General features: G+C 42.4%; 18 protein-coding genes and 1 pseudogene. 6 read left to right on the top strand and 13 right to left on the bottom strand.

Annotation, left to right across the window (positions count from 1 at the left end):
* Positions 1–15: 15 nt before the first annotated feature.
* From C1G49_RS10250 to C1G49_RS10235, 4 genes are read left to right on the top strand one after another with little or no spacing between them, the layout of a single operon-like run.
* Positions 16–777: an amino acid ABC transporter ATP-binding protein gene (locus C1G49_RS10250; protein ID WP_105114648.1), complete on the top strand. Its 762-nt coding sequence runs from the start codon at positions 16–18 to the stop codon at positions 775–777.
* Between the two features lie 10 nt (positions 778–787).
* Positions 788–1,633 carry a transporter substrate-binding domain-containing protein gene (locus C1G49_RS10245; protein WP_105125587.1) on the top strand — a complete coding sequence of 282 codons (846 nt, stop codon included), beginning with the start codon at positions 788–790 and terminating at the stop codon, positions 1,631–1,633.
* Between the two features lie 14 nt (positions 1,634–1,647).
* The gene (locus C1G49_RS10240) at positions 1,648–2,346 is read left to right on the top strand and encodes an amino acid ABC transporter permease (protein ID WP_105125586.1); all 699 of its coding nucleotides are present in this window, start codon (positions 1,648–1,650) and stop codon (positions 2,344–2,346) included.
* 12 nt (positions 2,347–2,358) lie between these two features.
* Positions 2,359–3,018 (top strand): amino acid ABC transporter permease, encoded by a 660-nt coding sequence (locus C1G49_RS10235; RefSeq protein ID WP_105125585.1) that lies wholly within the window; start codon positions 2,359–2,361, stop codon positions 3,016–3,018.
* Positions 3,019–3,064: 46 nt separating this feature from the next.
* Here the strand turns inward: C1G49_RS10235 and C1G49_RS10230 are convergent, their stop codons facing one another.
* From C1G49_RS10230 to ccpA, 7 genes and pseudogenes are all read right to left on the bottom strand, one after another.
* The gene (locus C1G49_RS10230) at positions 3,065–3,928 is read right to left on the bottom strand and encodes a hypothetical protein (protein ID WP_105125584.1); all 864 of its coding nucleotides are present in this window, start codon (positions 3,926–3,928) and stop codon (positions 3,065–3,067) included.
* 63 nt (positions 3,929–3,991) lie between these two features.
* Positions 3,992–5,941 (bottom strand): threonine--tRNA ligase, encoded by a 1,950-nt coding sequence (gene thrS, locus C1G49_RS10225; protein WP_105125605.1) that lies wholly within the window; start codon positions 5,939–5,941, stop codon positions 3,992–3,994.
* A gap of 154 nt (positions 5,942–6,095) precedes the next feature.
* Positions 6,096–6,479 (bottom strand): annotated as a pseudogene (locus tag C1G49_RS11340) (MazG-like protein).
* Between the two features lie 258 nt (positions 6,480–6,737).
* A complete protein-coding gene (locus C1G49_RS10215) occupies positions 6,738–7,085 on the bottom strand; it encodes a hypothetical protein (RefSeq protein ID WP_105125582.1) in 348 nt (115 codons plus the stop codon).
* 81 nt (positions 7,086–7,166) lie between these two features.
* The gene (locus C1G49_RS10210; RefSeq protein ID WP_105125581.1) at positions 7,167–8,480 is read right to left on the bottom strand and encodes a glycosyltransferase family 4 protein; all 1,314 of its coding nucleotides are present in this window, start codon (positions 8,478–8,480) and stop codon (positions 7,167–7,169) included.
* A complete protein-coding gene (locus C1G49_RS10205; RefSeq protein WP_105118766.1) occupies positions 8,481–9,479 on the bottom strand; it encodes a glycosyltransferase family 4 protein in 999 nt (332 codons plus the stop codon).
* A gap of 126 nt (positions 9,480–9,605) precedes the next feature.
* On the bottom strand, positions 9,606–10,607 hold the full coding sequence (gene ccpA, locus C1G49_RS10200; RefSeq protein WP_161942118.1) for a catabolite control protein A: 1,002 nt from the start codon (positions 10,605–10,607) through the stop codon (positions 9,606–9,608).
* A 208-nt stretch (positions 10,608–10,815) separates the two neighbouring features.
* Here ccpA and C1G49_RS10195 point away from each other — a divergent pair, with 208 nt between their 5' ends.
* Positions 10,816–11,901, top strand: a complete 1,086-nt coding sequence (locus C1G49_RS10195) for a M24 family metallopeptidase (protein WP_105125579.1) — start codon at positions 10,816–10,818, stop codon at positions 11,899–11,901.
* A 40-nt stretch (positions 11,902–11,941) separates the two neighbouring features.
* Here C1G49_RS10195 and tgt read toward each other — a convergent pair whose 3' ends face one another.
* Positions 11,942–13,084 (bottom strand): tRNA guanosine(34) transglycosylase Tgt, encoded by a 1,143-nt coding sequence (gene tgt / locus C1G49_RS10190; protein WP_105125578.1) that lies wholly within the window; start codon positions 13,082–13,084, stop codon positions 11,942–11,944.
* 167 nt (positions 13,085–13,251) lie between these two features.
* On the opposite strand from tgt, the gene C1G49_RS10185 reads away from it, so the two are divergent.
* Positions 13,252–14,100 (top strand): DUF975 family protein, encoded by an 849-nt coding sequence (locus C1G49_RS10185; protein WP_105125577.1) that lies wholly within the window; start codon positions 13,252–13,254, stop codon positions 14,098–14,100.
* A gap of 473 nt (positions 14,101–14,573) precedes the next feature.
* Here the strand turns inward: C1G49_RS10185 and C1G49_RS11335 are convergent, their stop codons facing one another.
* Genes C1G49_RS11335 through C1G49_RS10170 form a run of 5 tightly spaced genes read right to left on the bottom strand, consistent with a single transcriptional unit; the run spans position 14,574 to position 17,075 of the window.
* Positions 14,574–14,807 (bottom strand): hypothetical protein, encoded by a 234-nt coding sequence (locus C1G49_RS11335; RefSeq protein ID WP_238595879.1) that lies wholly within the window; start codon positions 14,805–14,807, stop codon positions 14,574–14,576.
* A gap of 51 nt (positions 14,808–14,858) precedes the next feature.
* Entirely contained in the window at positions 14,859–15,632 is a 774-nt protein-coding gene (locus C1G49_RS11330; RefSeq protein WP_238595878.1) for an FAD-binding oxidoreductase, read from the bottom strand.
* Positions 15,633–15,661: 29 nt separating this feature from the next.
* On the bottom strand, positions 15,662–15,850 hold the full coding sequence (locus tag C1G49_RS11325) for a hypothetical protein (RefSeq protein WP_238595877.1): 189 nt from the start codon (positions 15,848–15,850) through the stop codon (positions 15,662–15,664).
* Positions 15,847–16,602: an FAD:protein FMN transferase gene (locus C1G49_RS10175; RefSeq protein WP_105125576.1), complete on the bottom strand. Its 756-nt coding sequence runs from the start codon at positions 16,600–16,602 to the stop codon at positions 15,847–15,849. The genes C1G49_RS11325 and C1G49_RS10175 overlap by 4 nt, the downstream gene beginning before the upstream one ends.
* On the bottom strand, positions 16,599–17,075 hold the full coding sequence (locus tag C1G49_RS10170; RefSeq protein ID WP_105125575.1) for an FMN-binding protein: 477 nt from the start codon (positions 17,073–17,075) through the stop codon (positions 16,599–16,601). Before C1G49_RS10170 ends, C1G49_RS10175 begins: the two co-directional genes overlap by 4 nt.
* Positions 17,076–17,207 lie beyond the last annotated feature (132 nt).

Genomic DNA, 17,207 nt, shown 5'->3' with positions numbered 1-17,207 from the left:
AAAAAGGAGATTACTATGGCTTTAGTAGAATTTAAAGATGTAAACAAATACTATGGTGACTACCATGCTCTTCGCAATATCAACTTGGAATTCGAACCTGGACAGGTTGTTGTTCTCCTTGGACCATCCGGTTCTGGTAAATCAACTCTTATTCGTACCATCAATGGACTAGAAACTGTCGATCAAGGTAGCCTTGTTGTCAATGGACATACCGTATCCGGCTCATCTGTCAAAGAATTGGTAGCTCTTCGCAAGGAAGTCGGCATGGTTTTCCAACACTTCAATCTCTATCCACATAAAACTGTGTTAGAAAACGTTACCTTGGCACCAATTAAGGTTTTAGGCATTGATAAGGCTACTGCTGAGAAGACCGCCAAGAAATACCTTGAATTCGTAAACCTCTGGGACCGTAAAGATTCCTACCCTGCTATGCTATCGGGTGGTCAAAAGCAACGTGTTGCCATCGCCCGTGGTCTAGCTATGCACCCAGAATTGCTCCTATTTGACGAACCAACTTCTGCCCTTGACCCAGAAACAATCGGCGATGTTCTTGCAGTTATGCAAAAATTGGCTCGTGATGGAATGAATATGATTGTCGTAACCCACGAAATGGGCTTTGCTCGTGAAGTTGCTGACCGAATCATCTTCATGGCTGAGGGGGAAGTATTGGTTGATACAACCGATGTCAATGGCTTCTTTGACAATCCTACTGAACCTCGTGCTAAACAGTTCCTCAGCAAGATTATCAACCACGAGTCAGATAAAGTTAAACTCTAGGAGGTTGCGTATGACAGATAAAAAGGTCAATCTATTTTTAGCCGTCAGGCTTGCTATCATCAGCATCTTAACGCTGTTCTTTATCCATATCAATCAAACCGTTGTCCAAACAGAAACACCTACACCTATTACCAATAGCGATCAGGTTCAAGCCATCATTGATAGAGGCGTGCTCCGTGTCGGAGTGAAACAGGACGTCCCTAACTTTGGCTTTAAAAATCCGGATACTTATGAATTTGAAGGTATGGAAATCGACATCGCTCGTAAAATTGCTGATGAGTTGGGAGTGGATATTGAATTCACCCCTGTAACAGCCCAAACTCGTGGACCACTCTTGGATAATGGACAAGTAGATATGGTCATCGCAACCTTCACTATTACCGATGAGCGGAAGTTGCTTTACAACTTTACAAGCCCTTACTACACAGATGCTGTAGGTTTATTAGTCAACAAAGATAGCGGTATTGAAACCTTCACCGACTTAGACGGAAAGACTGTCGGGGTTGCTCAAGGTTCTATCACGCGTAAATTGATTACTGACTTAGCTGATAAATATGGTATCTCCGTCTCATTTGCGGAATTAGGTTCCTATCCAGAGCTTTCTGTATCGCTTCGTGCCCACCGTATTGATAGCTTCTCCGTAGACCAATCCATCCTATCAGGCTACATTGGTTCTAAGTCTAAATTACTGGACTTCAGCTTCTCTGCATCTGACTATGGTATCGCCACTAAACTGTCAAACAAAGATTTGAATGCCTACCTAAATTCTCTTATTGAAACTTGGCATAATGATGGCAGTTTACAGGCTATCTATGATGCCAATGGCTTGAAGCCTGTAACAGAAACCGACGAATAGAAAGGGAAAACTTTATGACTATCTTGACTACAAGTCCCTATGCTTGGGAAAACTGGGTTAGTTATTTCAATGACTTCCCTCTCTTCTTCCAAGGCTTCCTCTTCACCCTAGCCATTGCTATTGGGGCTTTTATCACAGCCATGTTACTAGGCATACTTTTTGGCAACCTATCTTCTAGCAAGAACAAGCTTTTAAAGGTGCTAGCTCGTGTCTATGTGGAATACTTCCAAAACACTCCGCTCTTGGTTCAGTTCATGATTGTTTATTATGGCTTGCCCTTGATTTCTAACTACATCCTCATGCCATCCATCTACTGGACAGCTGTTATCTGTGTGGGACTTTACCACGGTGCCTATATCGCAGAGGTCATCCGTGCAGGGATTGAGGCGGTGCCAACTGGTCAGACTGAAGCTGCACTTTCACAAGGCTTTACCCAGTCTGAAACCATGCGGATCATTATCTTGCCACAGGCTATTCCCACAATCTTGCCACCTTTGACCAACCAAGTAGTAAACTTGATTAAAAACACGGCTACAGTTGCTATCATCTCAGGTGCCGACATCATGTTCATGACTAAGTCTTGGTCTGCTATGAATGCTAACTATATTCCAGCCTTTGCTGGCGCTGCCTTCCTCTACTTCTGTATGTGTTTCCCTGTTGCAAGCTGGGGCCGCCGTATCGAAGAGAAAAACAAGGCTACCTTTTCACACTAAGGAGGTTGAACAATGAATTATGTTTTAGAATTACTCAAGCCTTCAACCTTCCAACTCTTGTGGAGCGGATTGAAGTTAACCCTTTATATCTCTAGTATTTCGGTGGTCTTGTCTGTCCTTTTTGGCATGATTTTAGCCATTATGCGAAATGGGAAAAATCCACTCTTCAAGTGGATTGCGACTATCTATATTGAATTTGTGCGAAATGTACCCAACTTGCTCTGGATTTTCACCGTTTTCTTGGTCTTCCAAATGAAGTCAACGCCAGCTGGTATTACAGCCTTTACTATTTTTACCACGGCAGCCATGGCCGAGATTATCCGTGGCGGTCTAAACGCCATCGGACCGGGCCAGACTGAAGCTGGTTTGTCACAGGGTTTTACCCCAGTACAAATCATGGTCTATATCATCATGCCACAGGCTATCCGTAAGATGCTACCAGCTATCATCTCACAGATCGTAACGGTTATCAAGGATACCAGTTTCCTCTACTCCGTTATCGCCTTGCAAGAGCTTTTCGGTGCCAGCCAAATCCTAATGGGACGCCATTTTGAGGCGGAACAAGTTTTTGCCCTCTATCTCATGGTTGCTCTCATATACTTTGTCATCAACTTCGCCATCTCAAGCCTGTCACGTTATGTGGCCAAGTCTTGGGCCAGCAGTATTGAATAAACATTTCTCCCAGCCAGTTGGTTGGGATTTTTTGTGTTTGTAACAACTATTTTAAGAATGAATAATGATGATCTTTTACCTTGATTGTTACGAAAAAACTTGTCGACTGCACTCCAGGTCTACGAAAACCAATTCTGTAGGTTCCGTCTTCCACATTAGAATAGTCAAATGTTTCGACTTTCTGTTTTAAATCAGCTAGTAATTTCTCTTCCTCCAGTAAGTCATTTTCTAAACCAAGGTCCTTCTTATTAAAAAATTCAACTTCAATTACCGCCATTTCTTCCTCCATGAGCCAGTCCAAATTTATATCATAAAAACCTGCAAAAGCCCGACCATTATAGCGATTTTCCTCTACCTTTTTATAAAACTTTATCAGTTTTTCATCCTGAGTTTCAAGCCTACCATCTACTTCAAACAAAGTGAAATCTTTTTCTTCCATCAATTTAAATATCTGCTGTGCCTGATTCAGTAAATATTTACCTCTCGGCTGATGCCACATAGCTTGGTCAACGATACCATCAAATTGATACAACATTCCGCTTGGACTATCATTAAAATAGACTGTCATATTTAGTAATCCATTTAATGCCTCCTGTCCTTCAATTCGGTTATTGACCAAAGTATCAGAGGATTGAAGTGTAATTGACTGACCATCTATAACCTCAGTATAATCATACTCTAGAACATCCCATGGGTTACCAATGGTTATAGGACGAAATTTTGTCAACTCCACCTTACCAGTGAAACCATATGACTCCATACCCTGTTCAAGCATCGTCTGATACGATATCAATTCCTCTCGAGTAGCCACTTTGGGACTAAAGAGTAGCAATAGACAAAGCAACAAAATGCCAAAGAAACCAATAATTCCTAATATAAGACCTATAATAAACTTCATTATCCTTTTCATTTAAGCACCTCTTTCCTTGACTATTATACCAAAAAAGAAGCCCTTTCGGACTTCTTACTTTATTTATTCAGCTTCAACTGGACGTGATTTGCGGGCAATATCTGCTAGGATATGGTCCACAAATTCTGATACAGACTGAGTTTGTGTTGCCTTGCTTCCGTAACGACGGACGTTTACTGCATTGTCTTCCATTTCCTTGTCCCCGACGATGAGCTGGTATGGAATCTTGCTGGTCTGGCTCTGACGAATCTTGTATTGCATCTTCTCGTTCCGCTCATCTACGTGTACGCGAACGCCACGGTCTTGCAATTCTTTTGCAACCTTCCAAGCGTAATCCAAGTGAGCTTCCACAGAGATTGGAACCATAGTCACTTGGGTTGGAGCCAACCAAGTTGGGAAGGCACCCTTGTAGGTTTCAATCAAGATGGCAGTGAAGCGTTCCATAGTTGAGATGACACCACGGTGAATCATAACTGGGCGGTGTTCTTCACCGTCAGCACCAATGTAGGTCAAACCAAAACGTTCTGGCAAGAGGAAGTCCAACTGAATGGTTGACAGGGTTTCTTCGTTACCAAGGGCAGTTTTCACCTGGATATCCAATTTCGGACCGTAGAAGGCAGCTTCACCCTCAGCTTCGAAGTAGTCCACGCCCATTTCATCCATGGCACCTTTCAACATACGCTGGGCATTTTCCCACATCTCATCGTTGTCATAGTACTTCTCTTTGTCCTCTGGGTCACGATAAGACAGGCGGAAACGGTAGTCGTTTAGGTTGAAATCTGCGTACACATCGATAATCAACTGGAGAGCTTTTTTGAACTCTTCTTGGATTTGCTCAGGTGTCACAAAGATATGACCGTCGTTGAGGGTCATCTCACGCACACGTTGCAAACCAGTCAATGCACCTGATTTTTCATAGCGGTGCATCATACCAAGCTCAGCGATACGCACTGGCAATTCACGGTATGAACGCACATGGTTTTTGTAAACTTGAATGTGGTGTGGACAGTTCATCGGACGAAGAACAAACTCTTCACCGTCACCCATGTCCATAGTTGGAAACATATCTTCTGAATAATGTTCCCAGTGACCCGAAGTCTTATAGAGTTCAACAGAAGCCAATGGTGGTGTGTAAACGTGCTGGTAACCAGAAGCCAATTCCTTGTCTGTGATGTAACGCTCCAAGGTACGACGAATAGTTGCACCATTTGGCAACCAGAATGGCAAACCTTGACCAACTTCTTGGCTGATCATGAAGAGATCCAATTCCTTACCAAGTTTACGGTGGTCACGTTCTTTTGCTTCCTCACGCATTTGAAGGTAAGCCTTGAGGTCTTTCTTGTCAAACCAAGCTGTACCATAAACCCGTTGCATCATTGGATTTTCGCTCTTACCACGCCAGTAAGCACCTGCCACATTGAGCAATTCAAAAATCTGGATACGACCTGTTGACGGAACGTGTGGGCCACGGCAGAGGTCAACGTATTCACCCTGAGTATAGATGGTCAAACCGCCTTCATCATCAGAATGTTCTTGAATGAGTTCCAGCTTATATGGATCATTTTTGAAAATCTCAAGAGCTTCTTCCTTGGTTACTTCACGACGTTCAGAAGGGAAGTTTTCCTTGACAATTTTAGCCATTTCTTCCTGAATACGTGGCAGGTCTTCATTTGAAATCTGACCAGCAGCATTGTCCGTATCATAGTAGAAACCGTCCTGAATGGCTGGACCAACGCCCAACTTGATGTCTGGGAAAAGGCGACAAGCCGCTTGGGCAAACAAGTGAGCTGCTGAGTGACGCAAGATTGGCAAGGCATCTTCATGGTCAGGCGTTACGATTTCAAGCGTCCCATCCTCTTCAATGGCACGAGTAGTATCAATCAATTTACCATTGAACTTACCAGCAAGCGCCTTTTTCGCCAAAGACTTGCTGATGCTCTCAGCAATTTCAAAAGTAGTTACACCAGCCTGGTACTCACGAACAGCACCGTCTGGGAAAGTGATTTTAATCATAATATAAGATATAAAGGGCGTTAAGCGGACACAGACAAAATAGGAAACAGAACGACGACGCAAGCGTCTAGTTCTCGTTTATCTTTTTGGCCCAGTCCGTAGCCCGTATTCAGTTCAACCAAATACGGAGACCCTAGTCCTTTCTATTTTTTATTTATTTTTTAATCCCCAATAACTCTTCTTTCTGAGTTAAAAAGGTTTCCATTTCTTTTTGAATGTCAATATCCAGGCGGTCGGCCAATTCAATCAACCACCAGATATTTTCAGCCAGTTTATGCTCCAAGCTATAGGGCGTTTCATCATAGTAACGACCCTGCTTGGTCATAATCAGGCGGTTCATGTTGGGAGCGAGAAAGAACTCAACAAATAGAAAAGAGTTGGTCAACAAGTCTTTATTTTAAGTTGTTGAGCTGAAACAGTCTATCCCCAGACTGTTTCACTCCTCAATAGACCACTCTTTCTCATGGTGCTTGACTTCCAACTCTCTGTAAGCACGACGCACATCTTGACACCGTCTTAATAAGTCATCAGGTAGCATCAGTCCTCCTCCAACAGAAAATACGACGCCCTCGCAAAAGGACGTCGTAACGTGGTTCCACCTTCATTCGCAGTCACACCGAAAAGCCTGACTACCTCAGATTGGCGATAAGGGAACCACCCTTTTATGTTTGCATAAAATCCTACCGAGTAGTGTCAATCCTATCCTCTATGTGCTTGCACCGACCGCACACTCTCTCAAAGATTTCCTAGAATTGATAAATCTCTAAGTGCTATTATACCACCTTTTTCCATTTTTTCAAAGACTTTTATTTTTTATGTGACATAGCAGAGCGCCTAACAACCATCCTACCACCGCACATAGACTATAGATGACCTGATAGAGCCATATCCACTCTCCAAAACTAAAAACAGTAAGAGGAAAGAGGAGAAAGGCTAGGACAGGAACCCTTATGGAAAAACCATGACCACGACCATCAATCAGGCCTAAGATGAATAAGCCTAGTGGAGTATAAAAAAGAATATTGTTAACAATCAAGGCCTTAGCAAGATAAGTATCCCAAAAAGAAGCAAGACCATAGATACCAACATAAAAGAATAAAATAATCAAAGTATGAACCAAGCCTATTTTCATCTTTTTATTCATAAGAAACCTCTTTTTGACTAGCAAATGAAGGATGGAACTACCCAGGTAATCTCTTTAGAATAAACTATCCCAAGCATCCAATCAGTCAAAGAAATTCCGAATGGATTTGACCTGCTCAACAGATTTTTTCAAAATCTTCACAGTCGTATCCGTTGACTTGACAACAATTTTTTGGGGTAAGTAAATGGTTTCCTTCAAAATTGCTTCTGCTACTGTATCCTGATTGGTGTGTTCCCTACGGAAATCATAGGAAATTTTCAAATCTAAATAATATTCGTAGACACGACGACCAAAATTTGTTGAAGAAATTTCATATAACTTCTTATTCAAAACATGCGCATTCATTGGCGGTGTTGCAACAATGGCTTCTACTACTGCATCAGCCAATTCCTGCTCACGAACAAAGAGGGTTCCAAACATCTTATCCGTTACCACATTCTTCAAATAGGGATTGACATGGGCTAAAATCGGAGTTCCTGAAGCCAGGCTTTCTAAGAAGGTCAAGCCCTGTGTTTCACTAGTCGAGGCGGAGATAAAGAAGTCTGCGGCCTTGTAGTAAAGAGCCGTATCGCTTGGCGCAATCATCCCTGTTAACTGAACATGTTCTTCCAAAGCCAGTTCAGCAATCAAGTCCTCCAAAGCAGCTGCATAGGGCCCACCACCAACAATGACCAATTTGACCTTGGGATTTTCCGAAAGAATTTTCGGCATGGCCTTAATAATGGCCTGAATATTTTTTTCATGGGAAATCCGTGACAGACTGAGCAACATGGTTTCATCGGTTTCAATTCCCAGTTGTGACCGCAATTCAGCCGTATCCTCTTCCGAAATCTCTGGTCGTTCAAACTTAGCCAAATCAATACCAGTAGGAATAACCCGTTTGGAAATCGGAATATCGTAGCCGGTCAACAAATCTTCCACAATTTCGCTAGGACAGATAACTCCGTCTAAATCACGCAAATAAGCCCGAACAAAATACTTAATCATGCCTGGACGAATAATCCGCCCCTTAGCAATATAATGCACATAATCTTCATACTGGGTATGGTAGGTATGGACAACTGGAATGCCTAGTTCTCTAGCCACCATCTTACCCAAAATCCCCAAGGCGAACTCTGTATGGGTATGAATAATATCTAGCTTGTACCGGCTAGCAATCTTCAAGGCGTCTGTAAAGCCTGCATAGGCCACTCGCCTATCTTTAAAGGCAAAAAATGGAACACTGGGAATACGAATAATATCCCAATCTTCATAGCGATTGACATCCTCATCTGTTGTTGTAAAAATAAATACTGTATGACCTAGCTTCTCCAACTCTGTTTTTAAGGTACGAATAGAGGTCGCAACCCCTGAAACCTGTGGAAAATAGGTATCCGTAAACAGTCCAATCCTCATCTACATCTCCAATACTTGACGATAGGCCTCTACCAATTGATGACCAACTTGATCAATTGATCGACTAACGGCGACTTGATAGCCCGCTTCTCGCTTATCTACTTGCTTATCTAAAATCTTTTGAATAGAGGCAACGAAATCATCCACCGTTTGCCCCAACTCTGCACTGGTTTCATCAATCCAGCCTTCATAGACAGGAATATCTCGCAGTACGACATGCTGGCGGCTGGCAAGTGCTTCCAAAACTACAATCCCTTCCGTTTCTTCGTGAGAAGGAAAGAAAAAGGCATCCGCTCCGCTCATTGCACCCTGAAAAACTGCCCCCTTAAAATAACCAGGAAACTCAACATTAGCTGGATGGTCACCTTCTACAATCTTGCGAATATAGGACGGAATCATCCATTTATTGATAGAACCCAGCCAAATAAAGCGGACATGGGGCATCTTCTCTGCGACCTTGACAAAGTCCTCAATTCCTTTACGGCGGAAGTAAAGACCTGCGCAAACAACAACAGGTTGCCCTTCCTCAATGCCAAAATGCTCCCTAAACACAGCTTCCTTATGGGGATCTTTCTTATACTTATCCAAATCAATTCCATTTGATACTGCAACAATCGGAGTAGTCACTCCATAAGACTGGATGAGCTTTTTTGAATAGGTGGAGGGAGTAATAATAAAGTCAGCCTTCTGGTACATGCTAGCCAAGTATTTCCCAACCAAGGGAGCCAATAAATTGGATCCAATAAAGGAATTTTGGAAATCTTCCTTGGTCGAATGCCCATGTAAAATCACCTTTTTCCCATGACGCTTGGCTGCATGAAGCAAGAACCAGGAGCGAGGACCGTAAGTATTGATATGAACCACATCATAGTCCCCCAATAAATCGGTCGTATAGGGAATACCAGCCATATCCAAGGCCTCCATCTGATGATGAAGGGCCCGACCGATACCCGATTTTTCTAAAACTGTTTTTCCTTCAAGATACAATAAAACCTTCATACTCTATATTATATCCCTTTTTGACCATTTTTCCTATCCAAAACCAAGGATTTATAAAAAGACCATCAGCTTAGATGCCTTGGACTTGGCCTCAACATCAAGCATAATGGTCTTTCTTTGTAGCTATTACTTGGTAGACTTACGGATTTTAATACCGTGGTTAAGAATAACTTCGCGGTTATCCAAGTCTTCCTTGTGCATGATTTTGGTCAACATCCGCATAGCAATGGCACCAATATCATAGAGTGGCTGGTTGATAGAGGTTAGATTTGGACTGGTGAATTTTGTAACCAAAGAATCATCACTAGTCACAATTTCAAATTCCTCCGGTACCTTAATTCCCTTATCGCTAATACCATTTAACAAACCTGCTGCAATCTCATCTTCAGCAACATAGGCTGCTGTTGCTCCTGCATTTAGAATACGTTCTGCCAGGGCATAGCCTTCTTCATACTTGTACTTAGACTCGAAAACAAGACCCTCGTTGAAGTCAATACCATTGTCCTTCAATCCTTGCTTGTAGCCTGCAAGGCGGACCTTGCCATTGATATCGTCCACAAGCGGACCTGATACAAAGGCTATTTTCTTGTTGTTTTTAGCAAGAAGATGGACAGCATCCGCACTCGCCGCTGCGTAGTCAATGTTGACACTTGGCAATTGGTGTTCTAAATCCACTGTACCTGCTAAAACGATCGGTGTCCGAGAACGTGAAAACTCAGCACGAATCTTGTCTGTCAAATGATAGCCCATGAAAATGATACCATCCACCTGTTTAGAGAAGAGGGTATTGACTACATTAATCTCCTTCTCATCATTTTCATCGCTATTGGCAAGGACAATATTGTACTTATACATATCCGCAATATCATCAATCCCTTTAGCCAAGGTCGCAAAATAAGCATTAGCAATATTTGGAATGACAACCCCCACTGTTGTCGTTTTCTTACTTGCTAATCCCCTAGCTACCGCATTTGGACGATAGTCCAAGCGGTCAATCACTTCCAATACTTTCTTACGAGTATTTTCCTTGACATTTTTATTCCCATTCACAACACGCGACACTGTTGCCATGGATACGCCTGCTTCACGGGCCACGTCATAAATCGTTACCGTATCATCAGTATTCATCATCGACGTTACTTCCTTTCTTTTTCTTTTCTATTTTATGAAAATTACGCTTTCACCCAATTCTAGTGTATCACTTTTTGAAACCACTTTCAAGAGAAAAAGGGGATTTTTTTGATAATACTTGCAATTTTTTTCATTTTTTGAAACAATAGTCTATATAATAAACGAAAATTTCAACACAATTTCCCAAAAATAGAAAGGTGCCCACATGTCAAAACTCAATCATGTAACATCCTACCTTGAAACCAACAAATTGGACCTGGCTATCTTCTCAGATCCAGTCAGTATTTACTACCTGACTGGCTACCACAGTGATCCACACGAACGCCACATGATGCTCTTTGTCATGCCCGACCACGACCCCCTCCTCTTCCTTCCAGCCTTGGATGTGGAGCGTGCAGTAGCGACCGTTGACTTCCCTGTGGCTGGCTATATGGATTCTGAAAATCCTTGGAAGGTTATCAAGAGCAAGCTACCGCAGAAAACATTCTCTGCCATCGGTGCTGAGTTTGACAATTTGAACCTTACCCGTTACCACGGTTTGCAGTCCATTTTCAATCAAGCCTTTACGGACATTACTCCGCTTATCAATACCATGAAATTGATCAAGTCCCGTGATGAGATTGAAAAAATGTTGGTGGCTGGTGAGTTTGCGGACAAGGCTATGCAGGTTGGTTTTGACACTATCTCCCTCGATGTGACGGAAACAGACATCATTGCTCAGATTGAATTTGAGATGAAAAAACAGGGCATTTCCAAGATGAGTTTTGATACCATGGTCTTGACAGGTAACAATGCTGCAAACCCACACGGTATTCCATCGACAAATAAAATCGAAAATAACGCTCTGCTATTGTTCGACCTAGGTGTCGAAACCCTGGGCTATACCTCTGATATGACACGGACAGTAGCTGTCGGTCAACCTGACCAATTTAAAAAGGATATTTATAACCTAACTCTTGAAGCCCACATGGCTGCGATCAATATGATCAAGCCTGGTGTGACGGCAGGTGAGATTGACTACGCTGCTCGCTCTGTCATTGAAAAGGCTGGTTATGGTGACTACTTCAACCACCGTCTTGGACATGGTTTGGGCATGAGTGTCCACGAGTTCCCATCTATTATGGAAGGAAATGACTTGGTTATCGAAGAAGGCATGTGCTTCTCTGTTGAGCCTGGTATCTATATTCCTGGAAAAGTCGGTGTACGCATTGAAGACTGTGGCTATGTGACTAAAAACGGCTTTGAAGTCTTTACCAAGACGCCGAAAGAACTCTTGTATTTTGATGTATAAAAAAAGAACCTCCTAATATTTTGTAGGAGGTCATTTTTATTTAAAAGTTTCTACCATTCTTGCCATAACCATATTTTTCCATAAAGTCTTGACGGAACTCCAACAAATTATCATCCATAATGGCCTGACGGACATTTTTCATCAAGTTGATTAGGAAGAAGAGGTTGTGGTAGCTGGTCAAGCGGATACCAAAGGTTTCATCTGCCTTGAGCAAGTGACGAAGATAGGCACGGGTATAGTTTTTACAAGTGTAGCAATCACAGTCTGGATCAAGCGGTGTAAAGTCTTCAGCAAACTGGGCATTTTTTACCACCAAGCGACCTTGGCTGGTCATACAGGTACCGTTACGAGCGATACGGGTTGGCAACACGCAGTCAAACATATCGACACCACGGATGACTGCATCAATCAAACTGTCTGGTGCTCCCACTCCCATGAGGTAGCGTGGCTTGTTCTCAGGTAACAATGGCGTCGTGAAGTCCAATACCGCATTCATTTCGTCATGGGTTTCCCCAACTGCCAGACCACCGATAGAGTAACCTGGAAAATCCATGCTGACCAGGTCTTGAGCAGACTGACGACGGAGGTCTTCAAATCCAGCCCCTTGCACGATTCCAAATAAGCCTTGGTCATGCGGACGTCGGTGTGCCTTGAGGCCACGTTCTGCCCAACGGCTGGTTCTTTCAATGGATTTTTTTACATAATCATAAGGCTGATAGAACTGTGGACACTCATCAAAGCTCATCATGATGTCTGAACCAAGATTGTTCTGAATAGAAATAGCCTTCTCAGGTGACAGGAACATCTTGCTGCCGTTGAGGTGGTTTTTGAAGGTCACTCCTTCTTCTGAGATATTGCGACTATCCGCCAAGGAATAAACTTGGAAACCACCTGAATCGGTCAAAATTGGCTGGTCCCAGTTCATGAACTTGTGCAAACCACCTGCCTGGGCAATCAATTCATCGCCTGGACGGAGCCAGAGATGATAGGTATTTGATAGGATAATGCCTGAGCCCATTTCTTTCAATTCTTCAGGCGACATGGTTTTAACCGTTGCCTGAGTTCCTACGGGCATAAACATAGGGGTTGGGAAAGTCCCGTGGGGTGTGATTATCTCTCCCAAACGAGCTCCCGTGTGCTTCTCTTTCTTAATCAAGCGGTACTTGATTGGTACATCTGTCATGCTTACCTCCAACTAGGAAAAACAGTCCTAGGAATTTAATCTTGTATGTAGAAACAATCAATTTTACGAAAAAATAGCTTATTTCCACAGCACTTTCCAGTCTATCAAAAAAATACTTTCTTGTCATCTAGAATTATGTTACAATGTTGAGTAAGGAGGTTATGTAGATGTTTACAATTTCTGAGATTCGGGAAAAGGCGAGGCATACTTTAAATGATACAACAGGCATTTATCAAGTAGCAGCAATTCCCGTCGCCATATCTGTTATCGTTCAATTATTTTCTGCTTCTCGCAATAGTCTTGCAGGCCTGACACCTGAGGAAATCCTTAGTCCAGGTTACCTTATTTCTACCTCCTTGTTTCCTTTATTCTATGGATTATTACTCGGCTTACTTCAACTATCTGTCCTTTGGACCTTGTTTCAAGTCACAAAAAATGCCAAGCAAGCAGTGTCATATAAGGACTGCGTCAGTATCTTTTACCACAAGGATTTTGGAAAGATCATTAGGACCTATATCTTAAAGAGTTTCCTTATCTTTCTTTGGGGGTTTCTCTTCTATTTTGGGATTGGTCTAGTGATTGGAGCTACCATTGTTTCAGCCAGCATAGTCGTTTCAACAGGTCTAACCGACCCAAACCTTATTCCTCAGGATATTCTAGCCCTACTAGGGAGTTTCCTGATTGTCGGTCTTTTCCTCACCATCATTGGATTTGCTATTTATATTCCACAAATCTATGCCTACTCTCAGGTAGAATTTATCTTATTTGAGCAATTAGAGCGTGAGGAATACACCGGTGCCTATTCGATTATCAAGAGCAGCCGAAAATTGATGAAAGGCTATAAGTTCAAACGCTTCACCTTGGATTTGTCCTTTGTCGGTTGGTATGTGCTGAGCATCATCACCTTTGGTCTAGCCGGTCTGTATGTTTTGCCCTACCACTACCTAGCACAGTCTTACTTCCATGAAGGCATTTTGGATGATCATGCTAAAAAAATGAACTACGTTTATGAATAATCTAACGATAACATAATCTATTTTCGTATAATATTCATCTATAGTTAAAAGAGTTGACTATTCTTTTTCTATAAAAAATATTTTATGAATACTAGTGAAGAAGTTGACTGAAATCAGCTTCTTTTCTGTTATTCAAAAAATGCATAAAATCGACCTTTTTTCAATTTGTGTCGATAATTAAAAAAAAAAAAAGGTAAAAATATTGGAATTCTATATAGTTTTATGTTATACTATCAACTGAGGAATGATAAGTGTATATTCTTACATCTTTAGAATTGAAATAGGTTTCTTCCTTTCTATTTTTTACGCCATGTGTAGTAGCTTATTCCAATTCTAACATTCCTCTTCTTCAGTCACCACAGGGTCCAACGTCAAACGCTGGGCTTTTTTTGTCCATAAAAAAAGTCAGTTTCAATAGAAACCAACTTTAACAGGGTAGATGGAAGAGGTTTAGCATCGGTCAGCTAGAAGCATTACCATCCAAATTCTTCATAGAAAATATGTGTCTTTGGCACTCCGTTTTTGGCCAAGGTCTTGATCCAGTGCCGGGCCATTGCCGGAGGTCCTGACACCAAGACTGTCAATGCATCAAAGTCATGTGGCAGTGCAGACAAGACTTCTGCTTCTTCAAAGGCACCGATTTTGCGGATAGCTCTAAAATTATCCCTTTCTGCTTCCCAAGATGTGAATTTTTCTTCGTAAATCAAGGCTGCCTCAGTTGTGGCACCGTGAAAGACCGTGGTATCAATTTCTGGGAATTAATCAATGAGCGACAGCAAGGGCGTAATACCGATACCACCTGAAATCATGATAATGTTCTTTGGTTGCTGGTCTTCTACGACCGTTTGGAACATTCCATAGCCACCATCCACTCGGACACGGGCTGGAGCTGACACTGTTTGTAGGGTGCGGGTAAAATCACCATCTCCACGAATGGCCAAGGTAATCTGGTCATTTCGGTCAGGAGCATTGACAAGGGAGAAGGGATGAGGCTCCGCCAAGCCCTTGACACCTGGGAAGGAAATGAAGACAAAATCTCCCGCTCTTAACTTAGCCGATTTACCTTTAGGTAATTGAATATGCAATTCATAAATATTGTCAGCAATTTCACGATTTTCGACTAATTTAGCCGTGTAGCCTTTTGCATTTGGCTTGAATTTAGCCCAGAGATATGACAGGAATACAAAGCCAGAAGCTAAGTAGAAGACCGCCATAAAGCTGGTATTTGTACGGATATAATCAATCAACTGAACATGGACAAAAATCAAGAAGGTTGCCAACAAGTTCAAGCGATGGAGCCATACTGACACTTCGTGTTTGAAGGTAGTTTCCAGTTTGCGTTTTAGGTTAGCAAGGAAACGAATTCTAGATGTTAACCATCCTGCCATGAAGACCATTGAATAAATGGCTAAGGACAGGAAGATGAGAAAGGCGATATTACCAGTCTGCTCAATCAAGCCGTAAGATGGTAACAGGTTCTTATGCATGAAGGAGAAGTATATGGCCACCAGACTGAGAATACCGTGAATCATATAGGCTGCTGGCAGGCCAATCAACCGATCTAGCCACTTACAATGTAAATCGCTAAGAGCATCCAGACATAAGCCACGATACCCAAGGCGATGCTGACCTTCATTTGACCGTAGCCCGCAGGCATTCCCGTCACGAAGGTATAGATAAATGGAAATGGTAGGATGAATAGGGCAACCATCCAGGCCAATCCTAAAGCATAGTTATTTTTCTTAATCACGAAATAAATTCTCCTTTTTGAAAAAATTGTAGCTGTTGCGGCTTGATATACAAACCACTGAGTTGGTGGTGAGCGATGGCTTGGACCAATTTGTTTTCTGGCATACTTAATCCAGCTGTAGCCCAGACATCAGCTCTCGTTAAACTAGTGTCCATAATAGTTATCTGTTGGAGGTCATTCTTGGATTGAATATGTTGCCCTCGTTTGCTATAACCAGATGTGGCGATGGCTCCATTCTTGGCTGTAAAGACGGCTAGCATTTCCTGTAGGTTTTCAGGATTTTCAATACCAATTTTCCAGACAAAAGCACTTGCTTCCTTGGTCGCAAACTGCATATCTCCACCACCATTTAGGCAGACTGCTTCAACATCTGGGTGTTGAAGATAGGGAAGCAATGTTGTTTTAAAAATCTCTTCAATCACCCAACCCTTGACCAGACCTGTCGGATCATAGCCCCCCTTGTAGTAGGGATCAAATGCGCCATCCGTTTCTTGATAGGCCATCTCTGCCAAGGCAAAAACTTCTTGGAATTCATTGTCTAGTAAGACGCTGTTATCCCCATTTTGAAAGCGACAGACCATTGATGTCGAGCGAAAGGCTGAAAATTTTTCCTCCAAACGCTCTAGCTCGCTCAGTATTGTCGAACTCAGTCTTTCCAACTCATCTTCCAGTTGACGGGTTTGTGTCGTTGCCAGACTAATGGTAAAGGGCAGGGTCATGGCTTCAACTGTTCGGTTGATGATGTTTATCATGAGGCTTGGTTAAGGGCATCTTGCAAGGAACCTGTAAAGCCTTTGTAGGCTTCTGTTGCACCTGAAATTTGGTTGACTTGGGCTGATTGATTCGAGATAGCTTCTGCAACATAGGTTGGTAGGGCACCGTCATTGATTTCTTGAGATTGTGGGTTATCATTTGGATATTGCAAGATGGTAATATCGCTGATACTTCCACCTGAAACGGTTAACTGAACCTGGTAGTCTCCTCGATTGGTCGATGTTACTGCACCTGTATAGGTACCGTCTGTCAAGCCTGCTGATTGACTAGAGCTTGTAGCGCTACTAGCTTCACCGCCTGTGCTATTTTCACTACTGGCACTGGCTAAACTGGTGGAACTTGTCTGGCTAGAACTTGTAGCTGTTTGATTATTGCTCGTCACCGTATCCGTCTGGAAAAAGAGCAAGAAGCTATTATAGGCTACTGCCGCCAAGGCAAGTAGGGCAATCAAGGCTGCTGTTAGTTTTTCTTCATGATTTCCTCATTTCTAATTTTAAAAACATACGTTTTCAATTTATTTTCAAATAGTGATTTCCAATTATAGCATGCTAAAACTTGGAAAGGCAAGTAAAAAATCTCCAAT

The organism is Streptococcus suis (assembly GCF_002960625.1).
GTDB classification, from domain to species: Bacteria; Bacillota; Bacilli; order Lactobacillales; family Streptococcaceae; genus Streptococcus; species Streptococcus suis_T.
This window is presented reverse-complemented; position numbering and strand designations above follow the sequence as displayed.

Bases quoted from the DNA above. Each gene is read 5' to 3' on its own strand.
- thrS (WP_105125605.1), bottom strand. From the start codon at position 5,941: ATGATTAAAATCACTTTCCCAGACGGTGCTGTTCGTGAGTACCAGGCT.
- C1G49_RS10205 (WP_105118766.1), bottom strand. From the start codon at position 9,479: ATGAAGGTTTTATTGTATCTTGAAGGAAAAACAGTTTTAGAAAAATCG.
- C1G49_RS10195 (WP_105125579.1), top strand. From the start codon at position 10,816: ATGTCAAAACTCAATCATGTAACATCCTACCTTGAAACCAACAAATTG.
- C1G49_RS10240 (WP_105125586.1), top strand. From the start codon at position 1,648: ATGACTATCTTGACTACAAGTCCCTATGCTTGGGAAAACTGGGTTAGT.
- C1G49_RS10175 (WP_105125576.1), bottom strand. From the start codon at position 16,602: ATGATAAACATCATCAACCGAACAGTTGAAGCCATGACCCTGCCCTTT.
- C1G49_RS10245 (WP_105125587.1), top strand. From the start codon at position 788: ATGACAGATAAAAAGGTCAATCTATTTTTAGCCGTCAGGCTTGCTATC.
- C1G49_RS10235 (WP_105125585.1), top strand. From the start codon at position 2,359: ATGAATTATGTTTTAGAATTACTCAAGCCTTCAACCTTCCAACTCTTG.
- C1G49_RS10230 (WP_105125584.1), bottom strand. From the start codon at position 3,928: ATGAAAAGGATAATGAAGTTTATTATAGGTCTTATATTAGGAATTATT.
- C1G49_RS10215 (WP_105125582.1), bottom strand. From the start codon at position 7,085: ATGAATAAAAAGATGAAAATAGGCTTGGTTCATACTTTGATTATTTTA.
- tgt (WP_105125578.1), bottom strand. From the start codon at position 13,084: ATGACAGATGTACCAATCAAGTACCGCTTGATTAAGAAAGAGAAGCAC.
- ccpA (WP_161942118.1), bottom strand. From the start codon at position 10,607: ATGAATACTGATGATACGGTAACGATTTATGACGTGGCCCGTGAAGCA.
- C1G49_RS11330 (WP_238595878.1), bottom strand. From the start codon at position 15,632: ATGATTCACGGTATTCTCAGTCTGGTGGCCATATACTTCTCCTTCATG.
- C1G49_RS10185 (WP_105125577.1), top strand. From the start codon at position 13,252: ATGTTTACAATTTCTGAGATTCGGGAAAAGGCGAGGCATACTTTAAAT.
- C1G49_RS10250 (WP_105114648.1), top strand. From the start codon at position 16: ATGGCTTTAGTAGAATTTAAAGATGTAAACAAATACTATGGTGACTAC.
- C1G49_RS10210 (WP_105125581.1), bottom strand. From the start codon at position 8,480: ATGAGGATTGGACTGTTTACGGATACCTATTTTCCACAGGTTTCAGGG.